At 44.5% G+C, this 23755-nt stretch carries 18 protein-coding genes; 3 read left to right on the top strand and 15 right to left on the bottom strand.

What is annotated here, in order from left to right; all coding sequences use genetic code 11:
* Positions 1-323: 323 nt before the first annotated feature.
* Positions 324-887: a TetR/AcrR family transcriptional regulator gene (locus tag LIQ05_RS08410; RefSeq protein WP_173716464.1), complete on the bottom strand. Its 564-nt coding sequence runs from the start codon at positions 885-887 to the stop codon at positions 324-326.
* Between the two features lie 160 nt (positions 888-1047).
* On the opposite strand from LIQ05_RS08410, the gene LIQ05_RS08405 reads away from it, so the two are divergent.
* Both LIQ05_RS08405 and LIQ05_RS08400 read left to right on the top strand, forming a co-directional pair.
* Complete coding sequence (locus tag LIQ05_RS08405; RefSeq protein ID WP_226819873.1) at positions 1048-1278, top strand: hypothetical protein; 231 nt, start codon at positions 1048-1050, stop codon at positions 1276-1278.
* Positions 1269-1820, top strand: coding sequence for a prolyl-tRNA synthetase associated domain-containing protein (locus LIQ05_RS08400; RefSeq protein ID WP_226819872.1), 552 nt, complete (start codon positions 1269-1271; stop codon positions 1818-1820). The genes LIQ05_RS08405 and LIQ05_RS08400 overlap by 10 nt, the downstream gene beginning before the upstream one ends.
* 168 nt (positions 1821-1988) lie before the next feature.
* Here the strand turns inward: LIQ05_RS08400 and LIQ05_RS08395 are convergent, their stop codons facing one another.
* From LIQ05_RS08395 to LIQ05_RS08380, 4 genes are all read right to left on the bottom strand, one after another.
* Positions 1989-3008 carry an ABC transporter permease subunit gene (locus LIQ05_RS08395; RefSeq protein WP_226819871.1) on the bottom strand — a complete coding sequence of 340 codons (1020 nt, stop codon included), beginning with the start codon at positions 3006-3008 and terminating at the stop codon, positions 1989-1991.
* On the bottom strand, positions 3005-4066 hold the full coding sequence (locus LIQ05_RS08390) for an ABC transporter permease (RefSeq protein ID WP_226819870.1): 1062 nt from the start codon (positions 4064-4066) through the stop codon (positions 3005-3007). The genes LIQ05_RS08395 and LIQ05_RS08390 overlap by 4 nt, the downstream gene beginning before the upstream one ends.
* The gene (locus LIQ05_RS08385) at positions 4066-5583 is read right to left on the bottom strand and encodes a sugar ABC transporter ATP-binding protein (protein ID WP_226819916.1); all 1518 of its coding nucleotides are present in this window, start codon (positions 5581-5583) and stop codon (positions 4066-4068) included. Before LIQ05_RS08385 ends, LIQ05_RS08390 begins: the two co-directional genes overlap by 1 nt.
* A 256-nt stretch (positions 5584-5839) precedes the next feature.
* Positions 5840-6823, bottom strand: a complete 984-nt coding sequence (locus LIQ05_RS08380) for an ABC transporter substrate-binding protein (protein WP_226819869.1) — start codon at positions 6821-6823, stop codon at positions 5840-5842.
* Positions 6824-7488: 665 nt separating this feature from the next.
* Here LIQ05_RS08380 and LIQ05_RS08375 point away from each other — a divergent pair.
* The gene (locus LIQ05_RS08375; protein WP_226819868.1) at positions 7489-8637 is read left to right on the top strand and encodes a GntR family transcriptional regulator; all 1149 of its coding nucleotides are present in this window, start codon (positions 7489-7491) and stop codon (positions 8635-8637) included.
* A gap of 9 nt (positions 8638-8646) precedes the next feature.
* On the opposite strand, the gene LIQ05_RS08370 is transcribed toward LIQ05_RS08375, so the two are convergent.
* From LIQ05_RS08370 to LIQ05_RS08325, 10 genes are all read right to left on the bottom strand, one after another.
* Positions 8647-10251, bottom strand: a complete 1605-nt coding sequence (locus tag LIQ05_RS08370; RefSeq protein ID WP_226819867.1) for a response regulator transcription factor — start codon at positions 10249-10251, stop codon at positions 8647-8649.
* On the bottom strand, positions 10226-11257 hold the full coding sequence (locus LIQ05_RS08365) for an ABC transporter substrate-binding protein (RefSeq protein ID WP_226819866.1): 1032 nt from the start codon (positions 11255-11257) through the stop codon (positions 10226-10228). The genes LIQ05_RS08370 and LIQ05_RS08365 overlap by 26 nt, the downstream gene beginning before the upstream one ends.
* Positions 11254-12840 (bottom strand): sensor histidine kinase, encoded by a 1587-nt coding sequence (locus LIQ05_RS08360; protein ID WP_226819865.1) that lies wholly within the window; start codon positions 12838-12840, stop codon positions 11254-11256. Before LIQ05_RS08360 ends, LIQ05_RS08365 begins: the two co-directional genes overlap by 4 nt.
* 121 nt (positions 12841-12961) lie before the next feature.
* Positions 12962-14974, bottom strand: coding sequence for a diguanylate cyclase (locus LIQ05_RS08355; RefSeq protein ID WP_226819864.1), 2013 nt, complete (start codon positions 14972-14974; stop codon positions 12962-12964).
* A gap of 3 nt (positions 14975-14977) precedes the next feature.
* Positions 14978-15706 (bottom strand): HAD family hydrolase, encoded by a 729-nt coding sequence (locus tag LIQ05_RS08350; protein ID WP_226819863.1) that lies wholly within the window; start codon positions 15704-15706, stop codon positions 14978-14980.
* Between the two features lie 276 nt (positions 15707-15982).
* Positions 15983-17380, bottom strand: coding sequence for a S1C family serine protease (locus tag LIQ05_RS08345; protein ID WP_226819862.1), 1398 nt, complete (start codon positions 17378-17380; stop codon positions 15983-15985).
* 248 nt (positions 17381-17628) lie between these two features.
* Positions 17629-18132 (bottom strand): GtrA family protein, encoded by a 504-nt coding sequence (locus LIQ05_RS08340; protein WP_204454157.1) that lies wholly within the window; start codon positions 18130-18132, stop codon positions 17629-17631.
* A gap of 13 nt (positions 18133-18145) precedes the next feature.
* Positions 18146-20581 carry a glycoside hydrolase family 3 C-terminal domain-containing protein gene (locus LIQ05_RS08335; RefSeq protein ID WP_226819861.1) on the bottom strand — a complete coding sequence of 812 codons (2436 nt, stop codon included), beginning with the start codon at positions 20579-20581 and terminating at the stop codon, positions 18146-18148.
* Positions 20582-20795: 214 nt separating this feature from the next.
* Positions 20796-20975 carry a hypothetical protein gene (locus LIQ05_RS08330; protein WP_226819860.1) on the bottom strand — a complete coding sequence of 60 codons (180 nt, stop codon included), beginning with the start codon at positions 20973-20975 and terminating at the stop codon, positions 20796-20798.
* Between the two features lie 305 nt (positions 20976-21280).
* Positions 21281-23755 carry an alpha-L-rhamnosidase C-terminal domain-containing protein gene (locus tag LIQ05_RS08325; RefSeq protein WP_226819859.1) on the bottom strand — a complete coding sequence of 825 codons (2475 nt, stop codon included), beginning with the start codon at positions 23753-23755 and terminating at the stop codon, positions 21281-21283.

Genomic DNA, 23755 nt, shown 5'->3' with positions numbered 1-23755 from the left:
ATTTCCGGCTGTCTGTGTTTATTCTTGTTTTAACTTTTCGAATCAGCTTCTAAGCTCTCTCAGGTTTGTTTCCTGACCTTCAGATAAAAAGCTTTTATTTAGCTGATTCGAAATTCTGCTGCCTTTTATTTAGTATTTCCTGTTTCTGAGTGTATTCTACGTCAAAAAATAATTTTCCTCAATTTACAAAACAAGACGGATGACAAAAAACTTATCATCCGCCTTACTTTGTAAAGTTGATTTCGAAAACTTTATGTCCCGCACTTTCAGTATTTAAGCTGCTATGCCATAGTTATCCCTTATTTTCCGGATAAACTTAATCTTTATTGCCCTTCCTTCTCCATATTCCGCAGGGAATTCCCAACATTTCCATGCATGGTCACGCAGACCATATTCGCGATTTCTTCTGGGGCTTCCTTCATTCCTCTCTTGATCCAGTCAAGCATGACACCTACGAAACTGTATTTGTAAAAATCCGCAATAAATTTCTTCTGTTCCTCTGTAACCATCAGATTCTCGCTCTGCTCTTCTACCACTCCTTCGATCAGCTGATAGGTCAGGCTGTACAGATAATTTTCCACCTGCTCTCGTTTCACAGAGCGATACACGTTCAAGATAAATGGTTTATTTTCCAAAACAGCCTCAAAAATCTGCTGAAGCCCTTCCTGCCAGGTGTCGTAAGTCTTTTTTCCCTGCAAAGCCCGGGAAGCGTCCTCAATACAGGACCATTCTACCAGGTCATAAATATCTTTAAAATGATAGTAAAAAGCCATTCGGCTGATTCCGCAGTCTGTAGTCAGATCGCTGATTGTGATCTTGTCCAGAGGCTTCTGAAGGAGAAATTTCTTCAGAGACTCTTCCAGTGCATTTTTTGTGATATTGTTCATTCAGATGTGCTCCTCCTGATAATATTTATTTTGCAGTATGGCATCATGCAATACATAAGGTCTGTACAATTTTTAGAGCGTGTTTGAAAAATCATTCCCATAATCTGCAGGCTCTAAGGATTTTATAAAGCCTTTTTGAATTTTTGTCAACAGGAGCACTATGGAAAAAAGCAAATATCCGCCTCCGAACTTATATATGCATATATTTTCTGAAATATTCATCGCCATCCTGAAATATATTTGGAAAAGGCTTTCTGCAAGATGTGCGTCACAATTTGTGGGAGAACATCCTCCACTTTACAAGAAAAACTCTCAATGCTACAATATTCTCCAGATATTTGATAAAAAAGCCCCTGTGAGGGAATATATAAGGAGAACACCATGGAATTAAAGCTTGAAAACGGACGTCCCGCAGATACCACGGGCAGACTTGAAAAAGAGATACGTACTTATGATTTTCTTGATGCACTTCAGGTGCCTTATCAGAGAATTGACCATGAAACTCTGATGACCATTGAAGCTTGTAAAGATGTGGATAAAGTGCTTGATGCAGTAATCTGCAAAAACCTGTTTCTCTGCAACCGCCAGGAAACGAACTTCTATCTGCTGCTTCTGCCAGGCGACAAGAAGTTTAAGACAAAAGAAGTATCCTCCCAGCTTGGCGTTGCCAGACTTTCTTTCGGAAATGAAACTTATATGGAAAAATTCCTTGATATCACACCAGGTTCTGTGAGCGTGCTGGGACTTATGAATGACAAGGAAAATCATGTGCAGCTGCTCATTGATGAAGACCTTCTGAAAGAGCCTTACATCGGCTGCCACCCCTGCATTAACACTTCCAGTCTGAAAATTGACATGAAAGACATGATGGAAAAAATTATCCCAGCTATGAAACATGAGCCGATTTTTGTGAAGTTGGGGCAGGAGGGATAAAACGTCCTTTCGCACTTTACCACAATTTAGTCAATTACGATTGATTAAATCATGATTGACTAAATCGTAATTAACTAAATCACAATTAACTGAATATCCCTATACCGCATCAGGCGGGTACACATTAATCATGTACCCGCCTGTCTCATTTCATTCTTTATTCAATTCTTATTTACTTTTCCGCTCCTTCACCAGTGCAAATACACTCTGAAGTACAATGAAGAAGCACAGCAGGATTGCTGTTACAATGTTGGACCAGGAGCTGATCAGTTTTCCATTGGTTTTAACCAATGTAGAAATCGTACCATTGATCAATACACCAAACAAAGAACCAAGTACGTTTCCTACACCACCGGTAAGAAGTGTACCGCCAATGACTGCGGAGGAAATAGCATCCATTTCAAGACCGGTTGCCTGCGTGGTGGTACCTGCCATAGTGTTCAGGCAATAGCAGATTCCGCCGATGGAGGTAAGAAAACTGGAAAGGATATATGCTTTCATCTGTGTTTTCTTAACATCAAGTCCCATCAGGGTTGCAGACTGCTGATTGCCGCCCACTGCGTAGATACTGCGTCCGAAACGGGTATATTTCAGCATCAGGTAAATAACAAGAACTACGATCAATGCAACTACAACGGTTACACGAAGGTATGGATACTGCATAATTCCTTTTTTGTTCAGATAACCTCCAAATGGAAGGGAAATCTTGAAGCTGGAAAGAGTGGTGAAGATCTTGTCAGAAACAATACTTACCTGCTCTTTACAGATCACAGCTGTCATACCTCTGGCAAAGAACATGCCCGCCATGGTTACAATGAAGGGCTGAATCTCCAAATAGGAAATGCAGAAGCCCTGGACAATACCAAATACAATACCGATTGCAAGGATCAGAAGCATAAGTACCGGGCTGGACCATCCCCACTGCTCAATTCCAACTGCCAGGATCATACAGTCCATAGCAACCAGAGAACCTACGGAAATATCAATACCGCCAGTGAGCATGACGCAAGTCATACCAGCTGTGATGCAGATCAGACCTGCATTGTTGATCAGGATGTTCAGGAATGTCTGGAAACGGGTAAAGCCTTTGTCCGCATATACGATACATCCTGCAGCATACATTACAAAGAATAATACAATGGTGATCAGCAGCAACAGGTTATTGCTGTTTATTTTTTTCTTTTTCATGCCCGAGCTGCCTCCTTTCCGGATTTCTTTGTCAGCTTCTTAAAGAATGCTTTGGCTGGCTCAGCCTGAATAACTACGATGATGATAACTACGATTGCCTTAAATACCGGCGCCTGTGCAGAGGAAACACCAAGTGCATACAGGGTTGTGGTGATCGCCTGGATGGTGTAGGCTCCGATGATGGAACCTGCCAGAGAGAATTTACCACCGCCAAGACTGTTTCCGCCAAGTGCTACGGAAAGGATGGCATCCAGCTCCATATTCAGACCAATGTTATTGGTATCGGCTGAGTAAATTCTGGAGGTTGCCACCATACCTGCAAGTCCGGCGCAAAGACCGCAAAGTGCATAGCACATAAGGATGATCTTTGCGGAATTAAAGCCTGCGATACGGGAAGCTTTTTTGTTAATACCAACACTCTGAATGTAAGTTCCAAGTGCTGTGTAGCGAAGTACGATAGAAGCAATTGCCACACACACAGCAGCCACAATGATCGGTGTAGGAATGATTCCGCAGTAAGCGCCAAGCTTCTGGAAGGAAGGAACACGCACATAAACGATCTGGCTGTTACAAAGAAGAAGTCCTACTGCACGGCCTGCCGACCATAGGATCAGGGTGGCCACCATAGGCTGAATATTCATATAGGCAACCAGAAATCCGTTAAAAACACCACAGATCAAAGTGACAAGAAGTCCGGCTCCAATACCTACAAGCAGCGGATGTGCATACTCCTGCACATTTACATTTCCGTATCCTGCAAGGATCATACAGCAGACACCTGCGTAAAGACTCATGACAGAACCAACGGAAATATCCGTACCGCCGGAAGCAGATACAACAAGTGTCATACCGATTGCCAGGATGGCGATCTCACTTCCACGGTTCAGGATGTCAATGAGACGTCCGTAAAGCACACCATTCTTAATGGAAATCATAAAGAAGGAAAGTGGTGCACTTCCTGTTGCAATATCATATACTACGTTGATCAGCATGACCAGGATCATACTGAAAACCGGAAGGAACAGACGTTTCTGCGCCAGTTTTTTGAAATTACCCATTACTGCTCACCTCCTGCAATTGCTTTCATTACGTTCATCTGGTTCATATCTGCCTCATCAATCTCTCCAACCTTCTGGCCGTCACGAAGAACTGCCATACGATTGCAGGTACGAAGCATTTCCTCGATTTCAGAGGAAATGAAGATCAGGCTCTTGCCTTCATCTGCAAGCTTCAGAACCAGCTTCTGGATCTCGGTCTTGGTACCGATATCGATTCCTCGGGTAGGCTCGTCCAGAATCAGGAAATCCGGGTTAGTTGCAAGCCATCTTGCAAGGATAACCTTCTGCTGGTTTCCACCAGAGAGCTGTTTGATCAGGGTCTCGCGGCTTGCACATTTAATCTGGAGAAGATCAATGTATTTGTCTGCGATCTCACACTGCTTTGCCATAGGGATCTTTTTCAGGATACCCTGCTTTGCCTGAACAGCAAGGATGATATTTTCTCTTACAGACAGATCTGCGATAATGCCTTCCGCTTTACGGTCATCTGGGAGAAGTCCCATGCCAAGATGCATGGCGTCGATTGGGTTTTTCACCTTAACTTCCTGGCCTTTTACCTTCAAAGTTCCGGTCTGGGCGCGGTCAGCACCGTAAATGGCACGCGCCAGCTCGCTTCGTCCGCTTCCAAGAAGTCCGGTAAGACCGATAACCTCTCCTTTGTGGATATCAAGGTCAAACGGTTTAATGGTTCCTGCATGGCTTAAGCCACGGGCTTCAATAACCATGGGCTCTTTTCTCTTATCTCCTGTGGTCTCTGGTTTAATAGAAGCAAGATCGTCGAAATCTTTTCCCATCATAGCTGCTACCAGCTTCACTCTCGGAAGATCTGCAATCTCATACTCGCCAACCAGCTGGCCATTTCGAAGAACGGTGATTCCGTCACATACTGCATAAACCTGTTCCAGGAAATGGGTAACGAAAATGATTCCTACACCTTTCTCCTTCAGTCTGCGCATCATGGTAAAAAGCTTTTCTACTTCACGGTCATCCAGTGAAGAGGTTGGCTCATCCAGAATGAGCACCTTACAATCCATATCTACAGCACGGGCAATTGCGATCATCTGCTGCAATGCCAGTGAATATTCTTCAAGATTACGTGTTACATCAACGTCAAGCTCCAGCTGTTTCATAAGGGCAGCTGCCTGACGGTTCATGGCCTTTCGGTTGACCGTTCCAAGCTTTGTCAGTGGCTCACGGCCTATGTACAAATTCTCTGCCACCGAAAGGTTGGGACAGAGGTTTACTTCCTGATATACAGTAGAAATGCCCTTTTTCTGGGCGTCCATGGTATCTTTATTTACGATGGGATGATCAAATCCTTCCAGATAAATCTCTCCAGCCTCAAATTTATTTACGCCGGTCAGGCACTTGATCAGTGTGGATTTACCCGCGCCATTCTCTCCCATCAGCGCGCGGATTTCACCCCTTTTCAATGTCAGATCCACGCCTTCCAGTGCTTTTACACCTGGGAATGTCATGCAGATTCCCTGCATTTTCAATACTACTCCTGCCTCCAACGCGATTCCTCCCTTCCCGTTATCAACTTCATTTTTCATTCTCCTCGTTATCGCGTTATTTGCCATAGCCTCATATATTCTGAGCCCTGGCTCATAGCCTCGTATAAACAGTTAAGGGGAAGAAAATCCGCCTTGGGACTTTCCTCCCCTATTCATTCATCTTTATCGGTTTTCAGCTGCCTGCTGATAACCAATTTCGATGTTTACGGATTGTTTCACAGCTCTGCTGTTTTCACACTCTCCGATTTTTTTCTAATTAGTAAGCACGTCCAGCCAGAACCTCATCTGTCATAGTTGTTGCATACTCGCTCTCGATTCCAGGTGCTACGAATGCCTGATCCTCAACAAGAGTTGTCTTCTCAAATTCTTCGCCTGCCTGCATTTTCTCGATTACGCCCTTAACAACCTCAGCCTGGATCGGGTTACACTCAACATCACAGTTGATCTTTCCATCTAATGTATACTGAAGTCCATCATGTGTTGCATCGAAGGAAATAAGAGTTACATCGCCATCAACACCGTAGGTGATACCTGCTGCATCCATTGCATCCATTGCGCCATATGCTTCGTTATCGTTCTGGCATACAACTACATTGAACTGTCCCTCGTAGGATTTGATGAAGGACTCCATAACTTCCTGTCCACCAGCCTGTGTGAAGTCACCGGACTGAGAATCAAGGATCTTCCAGTTGTCATGCTCTTCTGCTACCTGATTGAAACCATTTGTACGTCCAAGTGCTGCGGAAGCTCCTACAGAACCTTCGATTACAAGGATGTTAGCATCTTTATCGCCAAGGTACTCAGCTAACCAGTTACCAGCTGTGATACCTTCGTTTGTTGTGTTTGTTCCAACCCATGCATCGTATAAGTCGTCGCTTGCCTCGATTTCACGGTCTGCGATAATTACCGGGATTCCAGCGTCCTGCGCTTCCTGAAGAACGGTGTCCCAGCCAGCGGACTGGATCGGAGCGATTACGATGTAATCCATATCTTTACTAATGAATGTACGAACAGCCTCCAGCTGTGCAGCATTGTCATTATCGCAGTCTACAAGGTCAAGGCTGTATCCAGCGTCCTCTGAGAAAACGTCCTGATAGTTCTGGGTGTTTGCTGTACGCCAGTCTGACTCATGTCCAACCTGTGCGTATCCAACTGTTACCAGATCGTCAGCGTAAACCGGCATAGCCATCATGCTGAGTGTTGCTGCTGCGAGTGCCATAACTGCTAATTTCTTTTTCATAGTGATTGTTCCTCTCTTTCTTTTAGAAAAATACTTTTGCAGGTCGCGCCTGCCATTGGTTTCTCGTTCAACACTGATCCGTTTGCTGTCGTAGCTTTCCGTCCGTTCTTGAATCCGTGTTCTTCTTGATGTCTATAATTTAGCGAAAATCAACATAAATTTCAATATTGTTTTCCCGTCTTTTGGTTGTTTCGTCAGTTCAAACAATACAAATTTGTTGGTTTTCATAGTGAAATACAGACAAATTTATATTACAATGGACTTCAGGCAGGAAAAAGGTTGATATTTTATGATTTCTCATTTAGAAAGTTTGTTTTCTTATGATTTTGTGAAAAATATTACACCTTTTTCTATGTTTTTCGATTTGGCAAACTGTCTAAGCTTGGAAAAAAAGTTTGATCATTTGGAAAAAGGTATAATATTTTTGGTTTTAGAAGTGAAAAAGCAGATGATTTATTGGGAAATCATAAATAATTCATGTGAAAATTTTATGAACTAACTATCTCAGCAAAATAAAAAAAACATTATGCCGCTAATTAATGAAAATCCCCCCTAAGTGATAAGATCCACTACAGCAACCCGAAGCTTGGTAAATAATGGCGCTGACAGATTGCGGGAAGAATTTTTCAAACACACTCTAACCTAAGAAAGAGGAACTAAAATATATGGCGATCAAATATAAATGGCTGGTTGAACAGCTAAGAGAAATCATTTCAGATTCTATTCAAAAGGGAAGCAACAAGCTTCCCACAGAACAGGAGCTGGCTGCCAGATACCGTGTCAGCCGGCAGACGGTCCGCGCGGCACTGGCGGTTCTTGAAGATGAGCGGGAAATCCGCCGCATTAAAGGGAGCGGAGCTTACATTACCGGACTTTCCAGCCTGGAAAACCGGAATATAGTAGGAATTCTGATTCCCGATGAACAGCAATATGAATATCCTGCACTGATAAATGATATTCGTGTGGCGCTGGCTGCGGAGGGATTTTCCTGCAAGGTTTACCCCACTCACAGTCATGTGGACCAGGAACGGCAAATCCTTCAGTTTCTTTTGAAAAGTCCGCTGCGGGCGCTTATTGTGGAGCCTGTAAAAAGCGCCTTACCATCACCTAATACAGAGCTTTATCAAAAGCTGATACAAAGGGGAACTTCCATTTTGTTCCTGGGATGTGCTTATCCCCAGTTGTCTCAGATTCCAGTAATCTATGAAGATAATCTATATGGGGCTGGTCTTCTGGTGCAAAGTCTTGTGGAAAAAGGCCATTCTTCTATCGCCGGTATTTTCCAGATGGACGATCAGCGGGGACATGAACGATACCAGGGCTTTCTGGATGCCATGCAAAACCAGGGGCTGACTGTACCAGACCGCAACATCTGCTGGTATACCATACAGGAGCTGGATGATTTCCGTCAGAGCCGGGATATCAGCTTCCTGAAAAAATTTCTGGAACGAATCACCCCCGACTGCACTGCTTTTATTTGTGAGGATGACTTTATTGCATGGCTGTTATGGGAAGAGCTGGCGCTTGGACAGGAGAAAAGGATAGCAACTCATGCTCCCCTTTCATCCTCTCTTCAAAACACTGGATTCAAAGCTACCTCCACCGGTCATAGTTTCGAAACCACAATAGCACTAGCCGCCTTCAATACCAGTTATCTTACCACATCTGGTCTGCTCCGCGCCACAACACTGACCCATTCCGCACACCAGCCTGGTACTCTGGCCGCCCATATGAGCATAAACAAATTAAAAGGACTCCCTGTCTCTTCACAGGAAGTCCCATGGCAGTTGTCACTGCCGAAATCACATAATTAATTTTGAATATCATGCAGTCCCCTTACTCCGATATTCCCTTGGGCTGCACCCGGATTTTTTCTTAAACACATAACTAAAATAATGGGGATCCTTATATCCCACCTCCTGTGCGATCTCTCCGGACGACTTGTCCGTCTCGCGCAGGAGTTTTTTCGCTCTGTCAACACGTTTGCAGGTAATATACTCTACAAAAGTCTTCTGCATATTCTGGCTGAAAATTGCGCTTAAATAGTTGGCACTCATATTTACCGCATCCGCTACTTCATTCAGGGAAATGGTCTCTTTATAGTAATTCTCATCAATATAATCCAGCACCTTCCTCATGGCACTGTTGCCCTGAGACTCATTCTTCTCATCCCTGATATCAATGGCACTCTGAAGAATGTCCACACAATACCCTGCCACCTGTGATGCCTTGATACTGGTATCCTGATATTTTCCCTCGATCCGTTCTATATAACATTCTTTTTCCACACCAATGGATTCCAGATACATAATAGTTGTAAACCGAATATGAAGCACCACATAATCCCGGAACATTCTGGACTCCAGCGCCTTACTCATACCGCCAAGATATCCCTGGACAAACTCCTGTATCTCACTGCTGCTTCCTTTTGTGAGAAAATCCTTGATGATCTCCGGATTCAACTGAGAATAATCCACTGCTGCCAGCCGGTTCTCTCCCTGCGAGTTTACATAACTCTCCAAGGTATCTTCTGTAAGCACATGCAGTCCCGGCACCATAAAACGATATGCAAAATAATGATTCACACTCTGATAACACTGGGAAAGCAGGCTCAATCTCTCCACCGGTTTTCCTACAGCCACATACCAGTCCATCTGCTCTTCCCCTTCGCAGGTCCGTTTCACATACTCCACGCAATTATCTGTCAGCTCCGGAAGCTGGGACAATTCCCCCTTTACCAGAACTCCGTAGCTGTTTACATTCCAGCGAAAAAGCAGATACTGGGGATAGCGGAGAAAATAGTGAAGCACTTCATCCTGTTTCCGAAGAAATCCAGCCATCTTGTCCTTATTTTTCTCCTGTAAATACAGGAAAAGCAGATTATATCCTGCTGCCGTAATTTCTATAGACTGACGCTCTGCCTCATCATAAATCTCCTTAACCGACAGCTCGCCCTCCAGTATTTTTTCCATAAAACGCCGTCTGGAAAACTGCTCATACTCCTGAAGCTCATTCTGAAACTGGGTGCGGTAGTCCTCCTGCTCCTGATCCTGCTCGATCTTATCTTTCAGTTCAAGAAGTACATTTTTCAGCTTCATTCTGGTAACCGGCTTCAGCAGATACTGGTCAACACCAACTTCAATTGCCTGTCTTGCATATTCAAAATCATCATAACCACTGATAATAATAATCTTCATCCGCGGAAATTCTTTGCTCACAATTTTACTTAAGGAAAGCCCATCCATAAAAGGCATTTTAATATCCGTGATCAATACATCCGGCTTTGTCTTACGGATCAGAGGCAAGGCCATTTCCCCATCTGCTGCTTCCCCTACAAAACGGTATCCGAACTGATCCCAGGGAATCCTGTCCCTGAGCCCTTCGCGGATCACCGTCTCATCTTCAACCAGAAATACCTTCCGTAACATTTTCTTCCTCCCCAACGTTCTCCTGGGTATACACCCGCTCCGGAACATAATATGCTTTCTCTATTTCTTTGCCAGCCTCCATATCCTGAATGATCTGCTCCACGTATTTTCCCTGGTCAGGATTACACTGGACATCAATGTTGATTTCCCCGTTTCGCACCAGCTCTACGCCGGCATCCACTGCGTCAAAGGAAATTACCGTAATATCGCCGTTCACTCCGGCTGTTTTTCCTGCTTCTCTGATGGCTTCAAGTGCTCCAAAAGTCATGTCATCGTTCTGTGAAACCACCACATCTATGTCATCATACTGATCCAAAAGCCTTGCCATCTCTTCTTTTCCTTTTGCTGTGGTAAATTCTCCGTCTACCTGCTGCAAAATGTTCCAATTATGCTGCACCTTTGCCACTTCATTGAACCCACGGGTTCTGCCGATGGTAGCGGAGGCGCCTTTGGTTCCTTTCAGCACTACAATGTTAATTTCGTCATCTTCCCTGCCCTGCTTTTTCATGTAATCCTCAAGCCAGTAACCGGCATCCTGTCCTTCGCGGACAAAATCGGAACCAACCCAGGAAGCATAGAGGGAGTCATCATCCACAGAAACCTTACGGTCTATGAGGATTACCGGAATCCTGGCATCCTTCGCCTCCTGAAGCACAGTGTCCCAGCCAGATTCCTCAATAGGAGAAACTACAATATAATCCACCTGCTGGGAAATAAAGCTCCGAATAGCCTTGATCTGATTGGCCTGCTTCTGCCTGGCATTGTCAAAAATCAGCATGTAGCCGTTTGCCCTGGTGAACGCGTCCTGAATGGACTGCGTGTGGGCACTTCGCCATACAGATTCGCTTCCCACCTGGGAAACACCTACTACGATCAGATTGTCGTCCTCCGCAGGAGTTTCCTGCACTTTACTGCTGCTCAAAGGACTTCCCAGAAGAACCAGTGCCACAAGCACAAACACAACCGGTGCCACAGCCCAGATGTTTTTTCTTATAAACTGTCTCATACGCCTGTCTCCTCCTGCTGTGGCCATCCACCCTCAATTATCTTATTGGCATTCTGCTGTTTCGGATTACTTTCTATTTTTTTATTTGTGTCAGGATTCACGCTGTTGCCGCCTTCAGCCACTTTTGCTATATCATTCCCTTTTTTCTCAACCGGAGCTTCCAGAATAGCCGGAATTACAATCTCCACTGTAGTTCCCTTACCCTTCTGTGACTGAATCTTCATTCCATACTCCGGTCCGAAATACATGTGGATACGCTCATTTACATTTGCCAGACCAAAGCCCCTCTCCGTCTCCTGGCAAGGCTTCTCGATCTGCTGACGAAGCTGTTCAAGCTCTTCCTCATCCATGCCCACACCATCATCCCGGACAGTCAGGCGGATAATATCCCCCTCCTTCTCCCCGTGAATGTGAATACAGCCTTTGGCACGTTTATACTTGATTCCATGATAAAGCGCATTCTCCACCACTGGTTGAAGAGTCAGCTTCAGAATCTGATATTTATAAATTACCTGATCCAGCTGAATGTCATATTCCAGAATATCCCGGTAACGCATTTCCTGGATCTGGAGATAACTGCTGATATGCTTCTCTTCTTCCTTAATGGAGATAAATTCCTTCCCTTTGCTTAGGATCTCACGGAAAAAGTCCGACAGTGTAACAACCATGGTCACCGCTTCGTCCGGCTCATTGGACTCGATCAGCCACACAATGGTGTCCAGCGTATTATAAAGAAAATGAGGCTGAATCTGCTCCTGAAGAAGACGCAGATCTGCTTTTCGCATTTTCCGCTCGTCTTCCTTCACCTTATCGATCAGGGACTGCATGCTTCCTGCCATTTTGTTAAAGCTCACTGCAAGCTCAGCCACTTCATCATCGGAATCCACCTGGGCTCTGGCATTGAAATCACCCTGGGCAATCTTCTCCGTAGCCTGGTTCAACTGACTGATGGGCTGTATAATACCGGAAACGATCATCACCGCGCTGACTGCAACCACAATGATCAGCACGCCGATCAGCACACTGCACACCACCATAAACCGCCCGATCTGATTCTGCAGGGTATCCGTGACCTTGTCCATATAACGTGTCTGATAATAAATATAATACTGGATATCGTCCTGGATCAGTTCCGTCAGAATGTAAATATTGTTGTCCAGCTTCTCAATATTTTCATTATATCTGCCACCGGCAGAAATGCTGTCCACAATATCGTCCACTCTTTTTTCCAGGGTATCGATATTGCGAAGAAGGCTCTCCAGCCACAGCTTGCTCTCAGATTCTGTGGTAATGGCTGTCAGTCTGGTAAACTCGCTGCGTAATTCATCTATTAAAGTATATGGATTCTTAAGACTTTTGTCTGTTTCGATGGTATCCAGAGTGACGTAGCTAACAACCAGCTTATACAGGCTCTCATCCATCTCTTCTTTGAAATTCAGATTGTAATTGTTCGCCACAGTCATGTTGCTTACGATCTCATCATAGGTATTGCTATAGCTTGCCATCGAGGCAAGAAGATACATCACAAGAAGAATAAACGGCAGTGTTACCACTGCCGCCAGTGTAAGAATTTTCTTTTTCATAAAGTAAAACTTACCCCCACTCCCGCAGGTCCCCCGACCTGCAAATGCTGTTGTTCACAATTTTTACCCAAAACAATTCGCCGAACAATACCGCAATATATTACATTATAATAATCCCTGCCTACTGCACCGTCTCGATCATCTTCCCCACATAAGAATTCTGCACAAGCATAGGCTGCTCTGCTGCTCTCTTCATTTCCTCCTGGATATTGCCCTGAATATCCTGCAAACACTCCAGAAGCAGCGGATTGAAGGTTCCACACTCACCAGCCAGGATCATCTCCATAGCCTTCTCATGGGAAAATGCTTTCTTGTAAACACGCTCGCTTGTCAGGGCATCATATACATCCGCAACTGAAACCACCTGGGCTGCAATCGGAATTTCTTCCCCCTTCAGACCATCCGGATAGCCCTTGCCGTCATAGCGCTCGTGGTGCCATCTGCAGATCTGGTAAGCCACCTTCACAAGCTCCTCATCCTGATATACCCCAAGACTCTTCAGCATGGAAGCACCGATCAGGGTATGCTTCTTCATTTCCTCAAACTCTTCATTTGTCAGTCTGCCTGGTTTGTTCAAAATCTTCTCGTCGATACCCACTTTACCAATATCGTGAAGGGCAGATGCAATTGTGATCATGTACTGGTCAGACCATTTCAGATCATATTTATCTGTTTTCTGCATCAGTCTGTCCAACAGAAATCCGGTCAACATCTTTATGTGCTGAACGTGCTGACCGCTCTCTCCATTACGAAATTCTACGATATGGCTGAGAATATCTATCAAAATTTGACTATTTTTTTCTTTTTCTCGAATTTGATCCGTTACAAGTGTGATTAGGCGCCTCTGTTTTGCGTATAATTTAATAGTATTATATACACGCCGGTAAACAACTCTGGCATCAAACGGACGGCTGATATAGTCTGAAACTCCCATTTCATACGCCCGGCGTATATATGATTCTGTCTCCTCACTGGAGATCATGATGACTGGAATGTCCTCGATCCAATGGTTCCGGTTCATCTCCTCAAGAACTGCAAAGCCGTCCATGTCAGGCATTACAATATCAAGCAACACCAGTGAGATTCCTGCACCATACTCCCGAAGCACGGAGAGACATTCCTCTCCACAGCTTACTTCCATAGTCTTAAAATCATGGTGCAGGATCTCCGCAAGAATATCACGGTTCAGCTCAGCATCATCCACGATCAGAATCTGCTGTTTCAGCTCATCACGATTAACCTCTGCGCCATCTGCATTTCCATCTTTTATCTCATTAGACTCGGTTACCACCAGATTCTTACGGGTTTTCGCCTGGTACATAAAGCGGTCAGCTCTTCCTACTACACTTCCGATGGTTTCATCTGCCCCGGCAATTGTTCCTCCAATACTCACAGAAAGCTGAATCCCTGCATATCCCGGCACAGTAGCCAGATGGATCTTATCATGGATTTCCTGCAGTCTTCCGGCAAATTTCACTTCTGTTACTCCGGGAAGCACCAGAAGAAACTCATCCCCTCCATAGCGGATCAGAATATCATCCTTACGGATATGCTTGCATATGGTTTCTGCAACAACAGTCAGTGCCATATCCCCGGCATTATGTCCATATGTGTCGTTATAAAGCTTAAAATCGTCCAGATCGATCATGGCAATTCCAGCCGGTCCCATCTGGGACTTCAATTCTTCTTCATAATAACGTCTGTTGTATGCCTTCGTAAGAACATCCTGATACAGTCTCTCGTTATATCCGGTAAGGCTGCTGATCAGGCGCTCATGATCTTTCCAGTCGATCAGGCTGCTTTTGTCCATTTTCTTCAAAAGCTCCATTACATAAGGCTTACCGTCAATTTCCAGATATTTAGCCATGATCTGATAAATGTCATCTCCAATAAATTCCAGCTTGCACAGCTCTGCCTTCCGTAAAAAGGCTTCCATTGCCACACAGCCCTGGCAAAAATGTCCTATGCACAAATCTGCTTTTTTTGTCTGTCCGCCCTCTGCTGCCAACAGACCTTCTGCATTCAATTTCTCCAGTTTTTCCTGGTCAAGAAGCCTTACAAAGTTAAAAACCTTACGGTAACAGACCATCTCGTATTCTGCCTGCTCCATGGTGATTTTGTAATCTGATACCATACTTTATCCATCCTTCTTCGTTGTAAAGCATATTTGGACAATAAGCTTTCTCAACTCTTCCTCTGTATATGCAATATAATCTGGTTTTTCCATACCTTCCGGAACCGTATAACGGTGATGGTTCATCCAGATGGTCTTCCATCCGGCATTTTTTGCACCTGCAATATCATTCTCCAGAGAATCCCCGATCATAAAAGTATTCTCCGGCTTCATTCCCCATTTTTCTTCTGCCATGCGGAAAATCTGCACATCCGGCTTGGCCACGCCCACGCCTGCAGACACGATCAGCTGATCCTCTGTAAACCATTTATCAAGTCCCAATGTGTGAAACTTCTGAACCTGATGGGAAAAAGGTCCGTTAGTGATCACGCCCATTTTTACTCCGGCAGCTTCGCATTCGTCCAGCAGTTGTGTCATTACCCCTGAAACATGAAGATGGGACTGATTCTCTTTATATCTCTTCTGGAAGAGCTCTGCCTGCTCTCTGGTAAAGGGAATTCCAAGGTCTTTCATAGTATTTTCAATTCTGTAAATCCGGGATTCATGAATGGAAATCTGTCCACTCTCGCTGAACAAAAACATTTCAGCGCTTCTTTTCCCGAAGATCCGGTAAAACAGCTCCGGATCCGGTAGCTTCCTGCCCAGACTGAACTCACAGGCTGTAAGCAACGGCTCCATCTGACTATATAAGGTATCATCTATATCGAAAACCAGAAATCTTGCGTTGTTCATTTTACTGACTCTTTCCCTTTTTCGTATAATTCTTAAAAATATTATGCCGCAGTCTGACGACAATAAAATAATTATACCTTTTTAATGTAGGTTACGCAATCTATTATTCAATTTTCTATGTGTTTTCTAACTATTTCAAAGCATAGTATGTTTGAAAAATCAGTTTCTCAATCGGCACACCCCGCTTTGTGGGAGAGTTTGACCGAAAAAAGAGGTCCACCTTTTTTACAGATGAACCTCTCTCATTCTATTATTTATTCACATTTCCGAGGCTGTTTAATTCCAGCCTTCGCCGTACTGGAGACCTGCGCCGCCTTCGTTATTCTCCCAGTCTTCCAGAAGATTATCATCCTGGCTGCTTCCCTGACCGTCACCGTTGTCCTTGGAATCCGCACTCTGTGTATTTGTATTCTCGCCAAGAGTTACAGTTACCGTCTCTTCTTTGTAACCTTTTCCATCCGGAACCTCAATGGTAAGCTCTACATCCTCACCAGGCTCGTAGTAGGAAAGGAAATCAACCAGCTGTTCCTTGGTTGTAACAACCTTGCCTGCAAATTTTGTAATGATGGATTTTGCTTCAATACCAGCCTCATCAGCTGCACCGCCTTCTGTTACGTCTCTTACAAGAACGCCTTCCGGAACACCATATGCCTCACTTACTTCACTGTCAACACTATGAACTGTGATTCCCAGAACACCGTGGTTATCAACTTTATCTCTGGTCTCCTCATTCATCAGGCTCTCCAGCGTATCTGTTACATCAGAAATTGCGATTGCATAACCGATACCCTCAACCTCTGTGGAAGCAAGCTTTGCAGAGTTGATACCAACAACCTCACCATTCATATTCAGAAGAGCACCACCGCTGTTGCCTGGGTTGATTGCTGCATCTGTCTGGATCAGGTTTGTAGCGGAATTGCTGTCGCTGTCATAATCGCCAACTGTATCATCAGAATTCAGCTGACGGTTCTTGGCACTTACAATACCGGTTGTTACGGACTGACCATAACCAAGTGCGTTACCAATTGCAACAACCTGTGCACCAACCTTCAGGTCATCGGAATTACCGATGGTTGCGATCGTAATGGCATCCATTGTATCGCTGTCAATATCATCCAGAGAAACTGCTACAACTGCAAGATCCTTCTCGCTGTCATAGCCTTTTACCTTAGCCTCACATGCTGTGCTGTCACAGAAGCCAACAGATAAGGTCTCCGCACCTTCTACTACGTGATAGTTGGTTGCAATCAGAAGCTCGGAATCGTTCTTACCAATGATAATACCGGAACCGCTTCCCTGAACCTCCTGTTCCTGGGATGGTGAATAAGCACCGTACTGACCAAACATTCCGTAGTAGTTCTGAACCTCTTCTACAGATTTGGTTGTAATGGAAACGATACTTGGCATTGCCGCTTCTACAATACCAGATACATCAAGGCTGCCCTTTGCTGTACTCTCATCTTTGCTGTCATCCTTGGAATCATCCGATTTCTTCTCGGATTTCAGCAGCTCAACCTTATCTTCGCTTGCTGCCTGTACGCTCTGCTCGTAGCCTGTCAGATAGTTAACTCCTGTATATGTTCCTGCTGCAAGGCCGCCTGCCAGTACTGCACAAAGACTAATGCTTGCTGCCTTTTTAAGTTTTCTCTTTAATTCTTCATTTCTATTCTTCATGATAAAAGCCTCCTTTAGAAACTCTTTTATATTCTTTTCATTTGATAGTTCACAGTATAGGGATAATTTGTGTTCTCTTTGTGGGAAAAATGTGTTTAAATTGTTAAATTCCGTCTTTTATCTTAGCACGTATAAAGATTCTTTACAATGCTTACTTCCTGACAAAATCCCCCGGTTAGGAGCGCAAAGCCACCAGACCGGGGGATTTCTTTATCTGTCACTATATCAGGCAAAAATAACCGCCATTTTTATTTGTTCGGCATGATCCAGAATTTCATGGTCGGATAGCTGAGTACTACCTGAACCAGAATGTTCACCACATTTGCAAGTGTAGGTGCAAGCGCTTCGGAAATGCCGATATTTACGAAAAAGCTCTGGCTGTAAGCCGGAAGTGCTGCGGATACAAGAACCAGCACAACTGCAAGTACAATATATTTCGGCACAGCCTTTTCAAATGCAGCATTGGATTTAAAAACCAGATTCTTCTGTACAAAAAAGTTTACAGTCTGGGCAGCTGCAGTTGCAACCAGGAAGCTTAAGAAGCCACACAAGCCCAGATTGGACTCAATGTTATCTGCGTAATTGAACACCAGAAACTTAAATGGTGTATTTGCAAAGCTTTTGAAAATAAAACCGGTGCACAGCCACATGATAATGAAGTTTGTGATAGTTGCGCAGTTGGATAATACGTTAAATTTAATAAATTCCCAGATGTTTGGGTGATCTTCGATTAACTGTTTGATTTTTCCCATAATGATACTTCTCCTATTTCTGCTCTTCCAGATTTTTCTCGTACTGCTTGTTCAGCTTCTGATTTCTGAAAAATCCGCTGATCACTTTTCCAAGGCCGCTGAAATGTCCATTCACAACCTTCACAAGTCCTTCTACCATTTCCATGGAAACCATGCCGCCGGTCATCTTGGCAATGGCACGGAATGGCATATTGTACTGGAACAAAGTGTTCAGATCCGGAATTCCTGCTGCCTCGCTCTTTTTCAGCTTTTCACCCAGCTTCTTACAGATGAAACGGGCAATTCCGCTTTTCGCGTAATACATCTGGCAAAGGGCATCGTTCATGCCAAGCTCGCCGCTCCAGCTTCCGTCCGGAATGGAATGTCCAAGGATGATCTCATACTCCTCATTTCCAACCTTCTGGATCTTTCCATCCACATAAGAAGAAACGCGGTTGGTGTAATACGGCATCACCTCAGTGGTTCCGATAATGGCAAGAGTATCCTGAAGACGGATATCTGCACAGTTTGCACCGATCATAATGCTGTAAACGCCGCCTTCTACTTCCCATTTATTTGTCTTCATATTCCAGTAACGGAATGTCTTGTCATCGAACTTAATGGTAACTGTTTTCTCCTCGCCCGCCTTTAAGAACACCTTGGAAAAGCCTTTCAGCTCTTTAATCGGACGGAAAACTTTTGCTCCCGGAAGTCCTACATAAAGCTGGGCGATCTCTGCACCGTCGTATTTTCCAGTGTTACGGATGGTAAGGGTTACGCCGTCTGGCTTCACCTGGAGATTACTGTATTCAAATGTAGTGTAGGAAAGACCGTATCCAAATGGATAGTTTACCGGCACACCAGCTGTGTCAAAATAGCGGTATCCTACGTAAATTCCCTCTCTGTACTCAGAGTTCCGCTCCTGTGACGGATAGTAATTATAAGAAGGAGTATCCTCATATTTCTTAATATAAGTTTCTGCAAGCTTTCCAGATGGATTAACCTTTCCGGAAAGGATGTCAAGAACTGCGCCTGCACCAGCCTGTCCCATGAGGGCGGTATGAAGCAGAGCTTTGAAGTGATGGTGCCACGGCATTTCGATAACAGAACCTGCGCTGATGATACCAACCATGTTTGCATTTGCTTTTGCCAGCTCCTGGATCAGATTGATCTGGTTCTGGGGAATGCGGAGATGCTTACGGTCAAGACCCTCTGTCTCGCTTTTCTCATTCAGTCCGAAGAAAAACAGAACTACATCAGAACGGCGTGCAAGATCCACAGCCTCTTTTTTCATGGCTTCGTCTTCTTTGCCGTCACGCTGATAGCCGCGGACGATTCCTGTTACAGAGATTCCGCTGGTCTCCAGCATGTCCTTGATGGAATCTACTTTTGTGGAGTTTACCATGGAAGAACCTGCGCCCTGGTATCTTGGGTCAAAAGCAAAGTCACCGATTACGGCTGCCTGAACCTTCGCTCCAACCGGAAGGATTCCGTCCTCGTTTTTCAGAAGTACTGCACTGTTCTCGCAGGCAAGACGTGCCAGCTTGTGGTGCTCCTCATGAAGGGCTTTCTTGTCCGCCACTTTTTTATAATGCTTTGCATTCTCGGTGGTAGTAAGTACCAGATCGAGAAGCTCGTCCACGCGCTCGTCGATGTCCTTCTCACTGATCTTGCCGCTTTCTACGCTGGCAAGAAGCTCTCTTGCTGCATCAAGTCCCGGAGTCGGCATTTCCAGGGTGGAACCGTTCTTTACACCGAGAGAATGGTCGTTAGAAGCGCCCCAGTCAGTGATAACAGAGCCTTCGAAGCCCCACTCGTCGCGAAGAATGTCTTTGAGCAGATGCTCGTTTTCGTTGGCGTAAACACCGTTTACCTCGTTGTAGCTGCTCATAACAGTTTTCGCACCGCCCTCTTTGATGGCGATTTCGAAGCCAGTAAGATAGATTTCGCGGAGAGTTCTTTCATCTACCACGGCATTCATTGCCATACGGCGAAGCTCCTGGCTGTTTACTGCGAAATGCTTTGCACAGGCTGCTGCACCAGTGCTCTGTACACCGCGGATGAAGGCTGCTGCCATTTTTCCGGAAAGGTACGGATCCTCAGAAAAATACTCGAAATTACGTCCGCAGAGAGGATTTCTCTTAATGTTCAGTCCAGGTCCAAGAAGAACGTTTACGTCTTCTTCCATGGATTCTTCACCAAGGGCTACGCCTACCCTCTGCTCCAGCTCTTCATCCCAGCTGTTTGCCATTGCTGCCGCTGTAGGAAAACAGGTTGCCGGTACTGCTGGATTGATTCCCAGATGATCTCCTGCTCCAGCCTGTTTACGCACACCATTCGGTCCGTCTGAACAGAAAATCGCCGGAATGTCCAGACGTGGGAAATCTCTTGTCTGCCACTCGCTTTTTCCGCTGAGGAATGCGGCTTTTTCCTTCAGGGTCATGTTATCTATGATATTCTGATATTTCATGCTTGTGATTGCTCCCTTCTATATTGCTATAAATATAACACAACCCCGTCTGTAAAAGACGGGGTTGGCATAAACTGTCAATATATTGCACAAGATGCATATGAGATCCTATCTGGCATCCAGGATGGAAAGCACAACGCTTCTTTCCACTGCGAAAGCTCCTATTTCTAAGAATATTTTATAACCGTTCAGTACTTTCACAGTCACAATATTTTTATTTATTCTTTTTTCTATAGGAACGGATTGTCAATACTTCCCATAAACCTAACAATAAAACAATTATAACATCTGCTGCAATCACGCCTTTTACCCAGCCTGGCATCTTGAAGTTACGCTCATCCATTGCATTGGAGTTTGCAAGACTGTAAAGGATATTGTGCGCGGCATCTCTCATTGCCTGTTCATTTGTCCATGTACAAAGGGCATTCTTACGGTATCCTTCTGAATCGTTCAGTGCAAAATGCTTGATGTAACACTGGATTCCATATGCCTTGGCACCTGCAACCTCTGCTGCTCCGATATAGCCGGAAAGTACCCCATCTTCTGAATAATACTCAAAGTTACGTCCTGAAAAATGTTTACGCGCAATTTTTAACGAAAATAAGAACTGTTTTAATATCTGTCTTTATTCTGACGCAAATACGGGCAGAGAATATTTCATCTCTGCCCTTTTATTCCCCAAATTGCAGCAATTTTCAACTAATCGGCTGCATGATTTACCAAGATATTTTCCCCTTCTCTATGCCATTGTACATGAACCACCCCTTTCGGTGTGATCACAGATCCGCTGGCAGATGTTAAATAGCCGGGAACAGGATTTATCTTCATATCCTGGTATCCTGGTTTAGCTGGTCTCACTCCCAGAATTACGGACGGGAGTTCATACAGGATCAGTGACCCCCACGCATGACAGTCACTTCTTTCCTGTACCTCATCTTCCACACAGGTTGTGGCATGTTTCTCCACCATGCGCTGCCAGATATCCCAGTATCCTTCTGTCAGCTCATACATTCCTGTTTTTTCCAACGCCCGGAAAAGGTAATAAGCCATAGCAACGGAGCACTGAGGATACCTGTCTTTATGCAGGATCGTCTCCTTCAGATTCTGTTTCGCCTGATCCCCTTCTACTGTGTCTGTTAAAATAGCAAATACCTGCGTATGCTGACTGTATTCCTCAATTCCAGGACCATCCTGCAGCATACCGTTATTTCCAATACAATACGTTCTCACTGCATTCTGTACATCTACTGCTCTTTTTTCAAACTGCTGTTTCAATTCATTTCTTTCCAGATATCCTGCAATTTTCGCAGCACTTTGAAGGCCCAGTATATATAAGAGACTTTCCATTGTTACAGGACCTTTTAATGTTGCCGGAGGAATTCCGGTTGTATCCGACCATTCCACAGCCCAGTCAATAAATGACCAGAAACGTGCCTTCCCATTTAAACCGCCAATCTTTTTCACATAACCCTCTGGGCTCCGGTTATAATGGAAAAAGCTTAAAATTCCCTTTACTGTTGGCATATGCCGCTCCAACAATTCTTTATCTCCAAAATACATCATATGATCGTACAGCATAAGAATGTAATAAATGGAAAATCCCGGAATTACATTCGGTGCGGTGCTGGGCGCCGCGCAGTTCAAAAGTCCATCATACCTCTGTGCTCTCCTAAAATCTTCCATACATCGTCTTGCCAGACGGTCATCCGCAGCCACCGCATATGTATATAGTATCTGTGTCCGTGCGTCCATAGCATACTGCAGCTGTTCATAAAACGGACAGTCCTCATAAGTTTCATGCATACACCGGCGCAGCGTCCGCTCACTGATCTCCCATATTTTTTCAAAACGGTTGTCAGAAGCCTCTGCACTGGTCTTTACCTCCAGAGGATATCCGGTTTCGGTATAATAAAATTTCTTCAATGTCAAAGGCTCAGATTTGGTATGGATTTCCAGCCTGATAAAACGAAATGTCCGGAACCAGAATGGTTCATAAATTTCCGGTTCGTCCTCAGTGCCATACCCTGCACACTTGTAACAATCTGTAAATCCATTTAAATATCCATGTTGGAAATCTTCCCGGTCACCTTTTAACGGAACTTTTAAATCCCCTATCTCGCCGCCTAAAACATAGGACTCGGATTCCAGTATTTTTACTTCTGCCCCAGTGCCTTGTTCCACAAACAAGTTCAGATACCCTGTCATTTCTTCACCTGCACTGATCTCTACAGACACCATTGTTTGCGCAGGAATACAAAGCTCCTGATTTCCTTGCAAAAATTTTTCCCACTGATCTTTCTGAAAAAATGAATCCTTGCACAGCCTCATGACCTTATCAAAGTTTCGCTCTTTCCGATAAAGAAACGGAATAGTTCTTTTCTGTAAATTTCCTGGGCTGACAGCCTGGTTCATGTCCGGATATATATACGGACTTTCCCAGCCTTTCATATCATACCCCGGCTTCATCCAACCTTTCTGCCAGAGCGCTCCACTTGTATTTTCCAGAATCTGTAATGGGGCAAAAAGATCAGATTCCGATACAATATGGAATCCATCTGCCTTTCTTCCAAACCACCCCTCACATGTATCCAGACTATAACGTTTTCCGGATTCATCCTGTACAGAACCTTCTACATAAAGGAACGGGTACTCTGTTCTGCAAATCCCAAAGCAGCCTTTGCTTCGCTCTGTTGGATACCTCAATACACAGACACTGAGCACATTCCTGCCTTTTTTCAGAAACGGCAGTAAATCAACCTCATCAACATACCATACCTGGCTGTCCCCTTTACTTGGTCCAACCTCCACCAGCTTTCCATTTACATATAATTTGTATCTGGAATCTGCTGAAATCTTTATTTTCCCCTCCTGTGGAACCTCTGTAAGCTCAAATTCCTTCCGAAACAAAGCCAGTGTCGGTTCCTCTTTATCCTGGGCTGTCCATGAGGATAACCAAATCCAGTTTGAATTTTTTTCGCTCATTTTGTATAACCTCACTTTCTCTGCCTTAATCTGGTTCCCAATAACATTCATCGCATCCTCTGCTGCACTTCCCAGATTGGAAGCTGTATAATTCATAAATACAACCGCAATAATAACTGCCAAAATAAGATAAGGTATAATTACCAGAACTGTAAATCCACACACAATTCTGGCAGTTATACCTGATTCCAT

This window comes from Blautia glucerasea (genome assembly GCF_020537505.1).
Taxonomy (GTDB): Bacteria; Bacillota; Clostridia; order Lachnospirales; family Lachnospiraceae; genus Blautia_A.
This window is presented reverse-complemented; position numbering and strand designations above follow the sequence as displayed.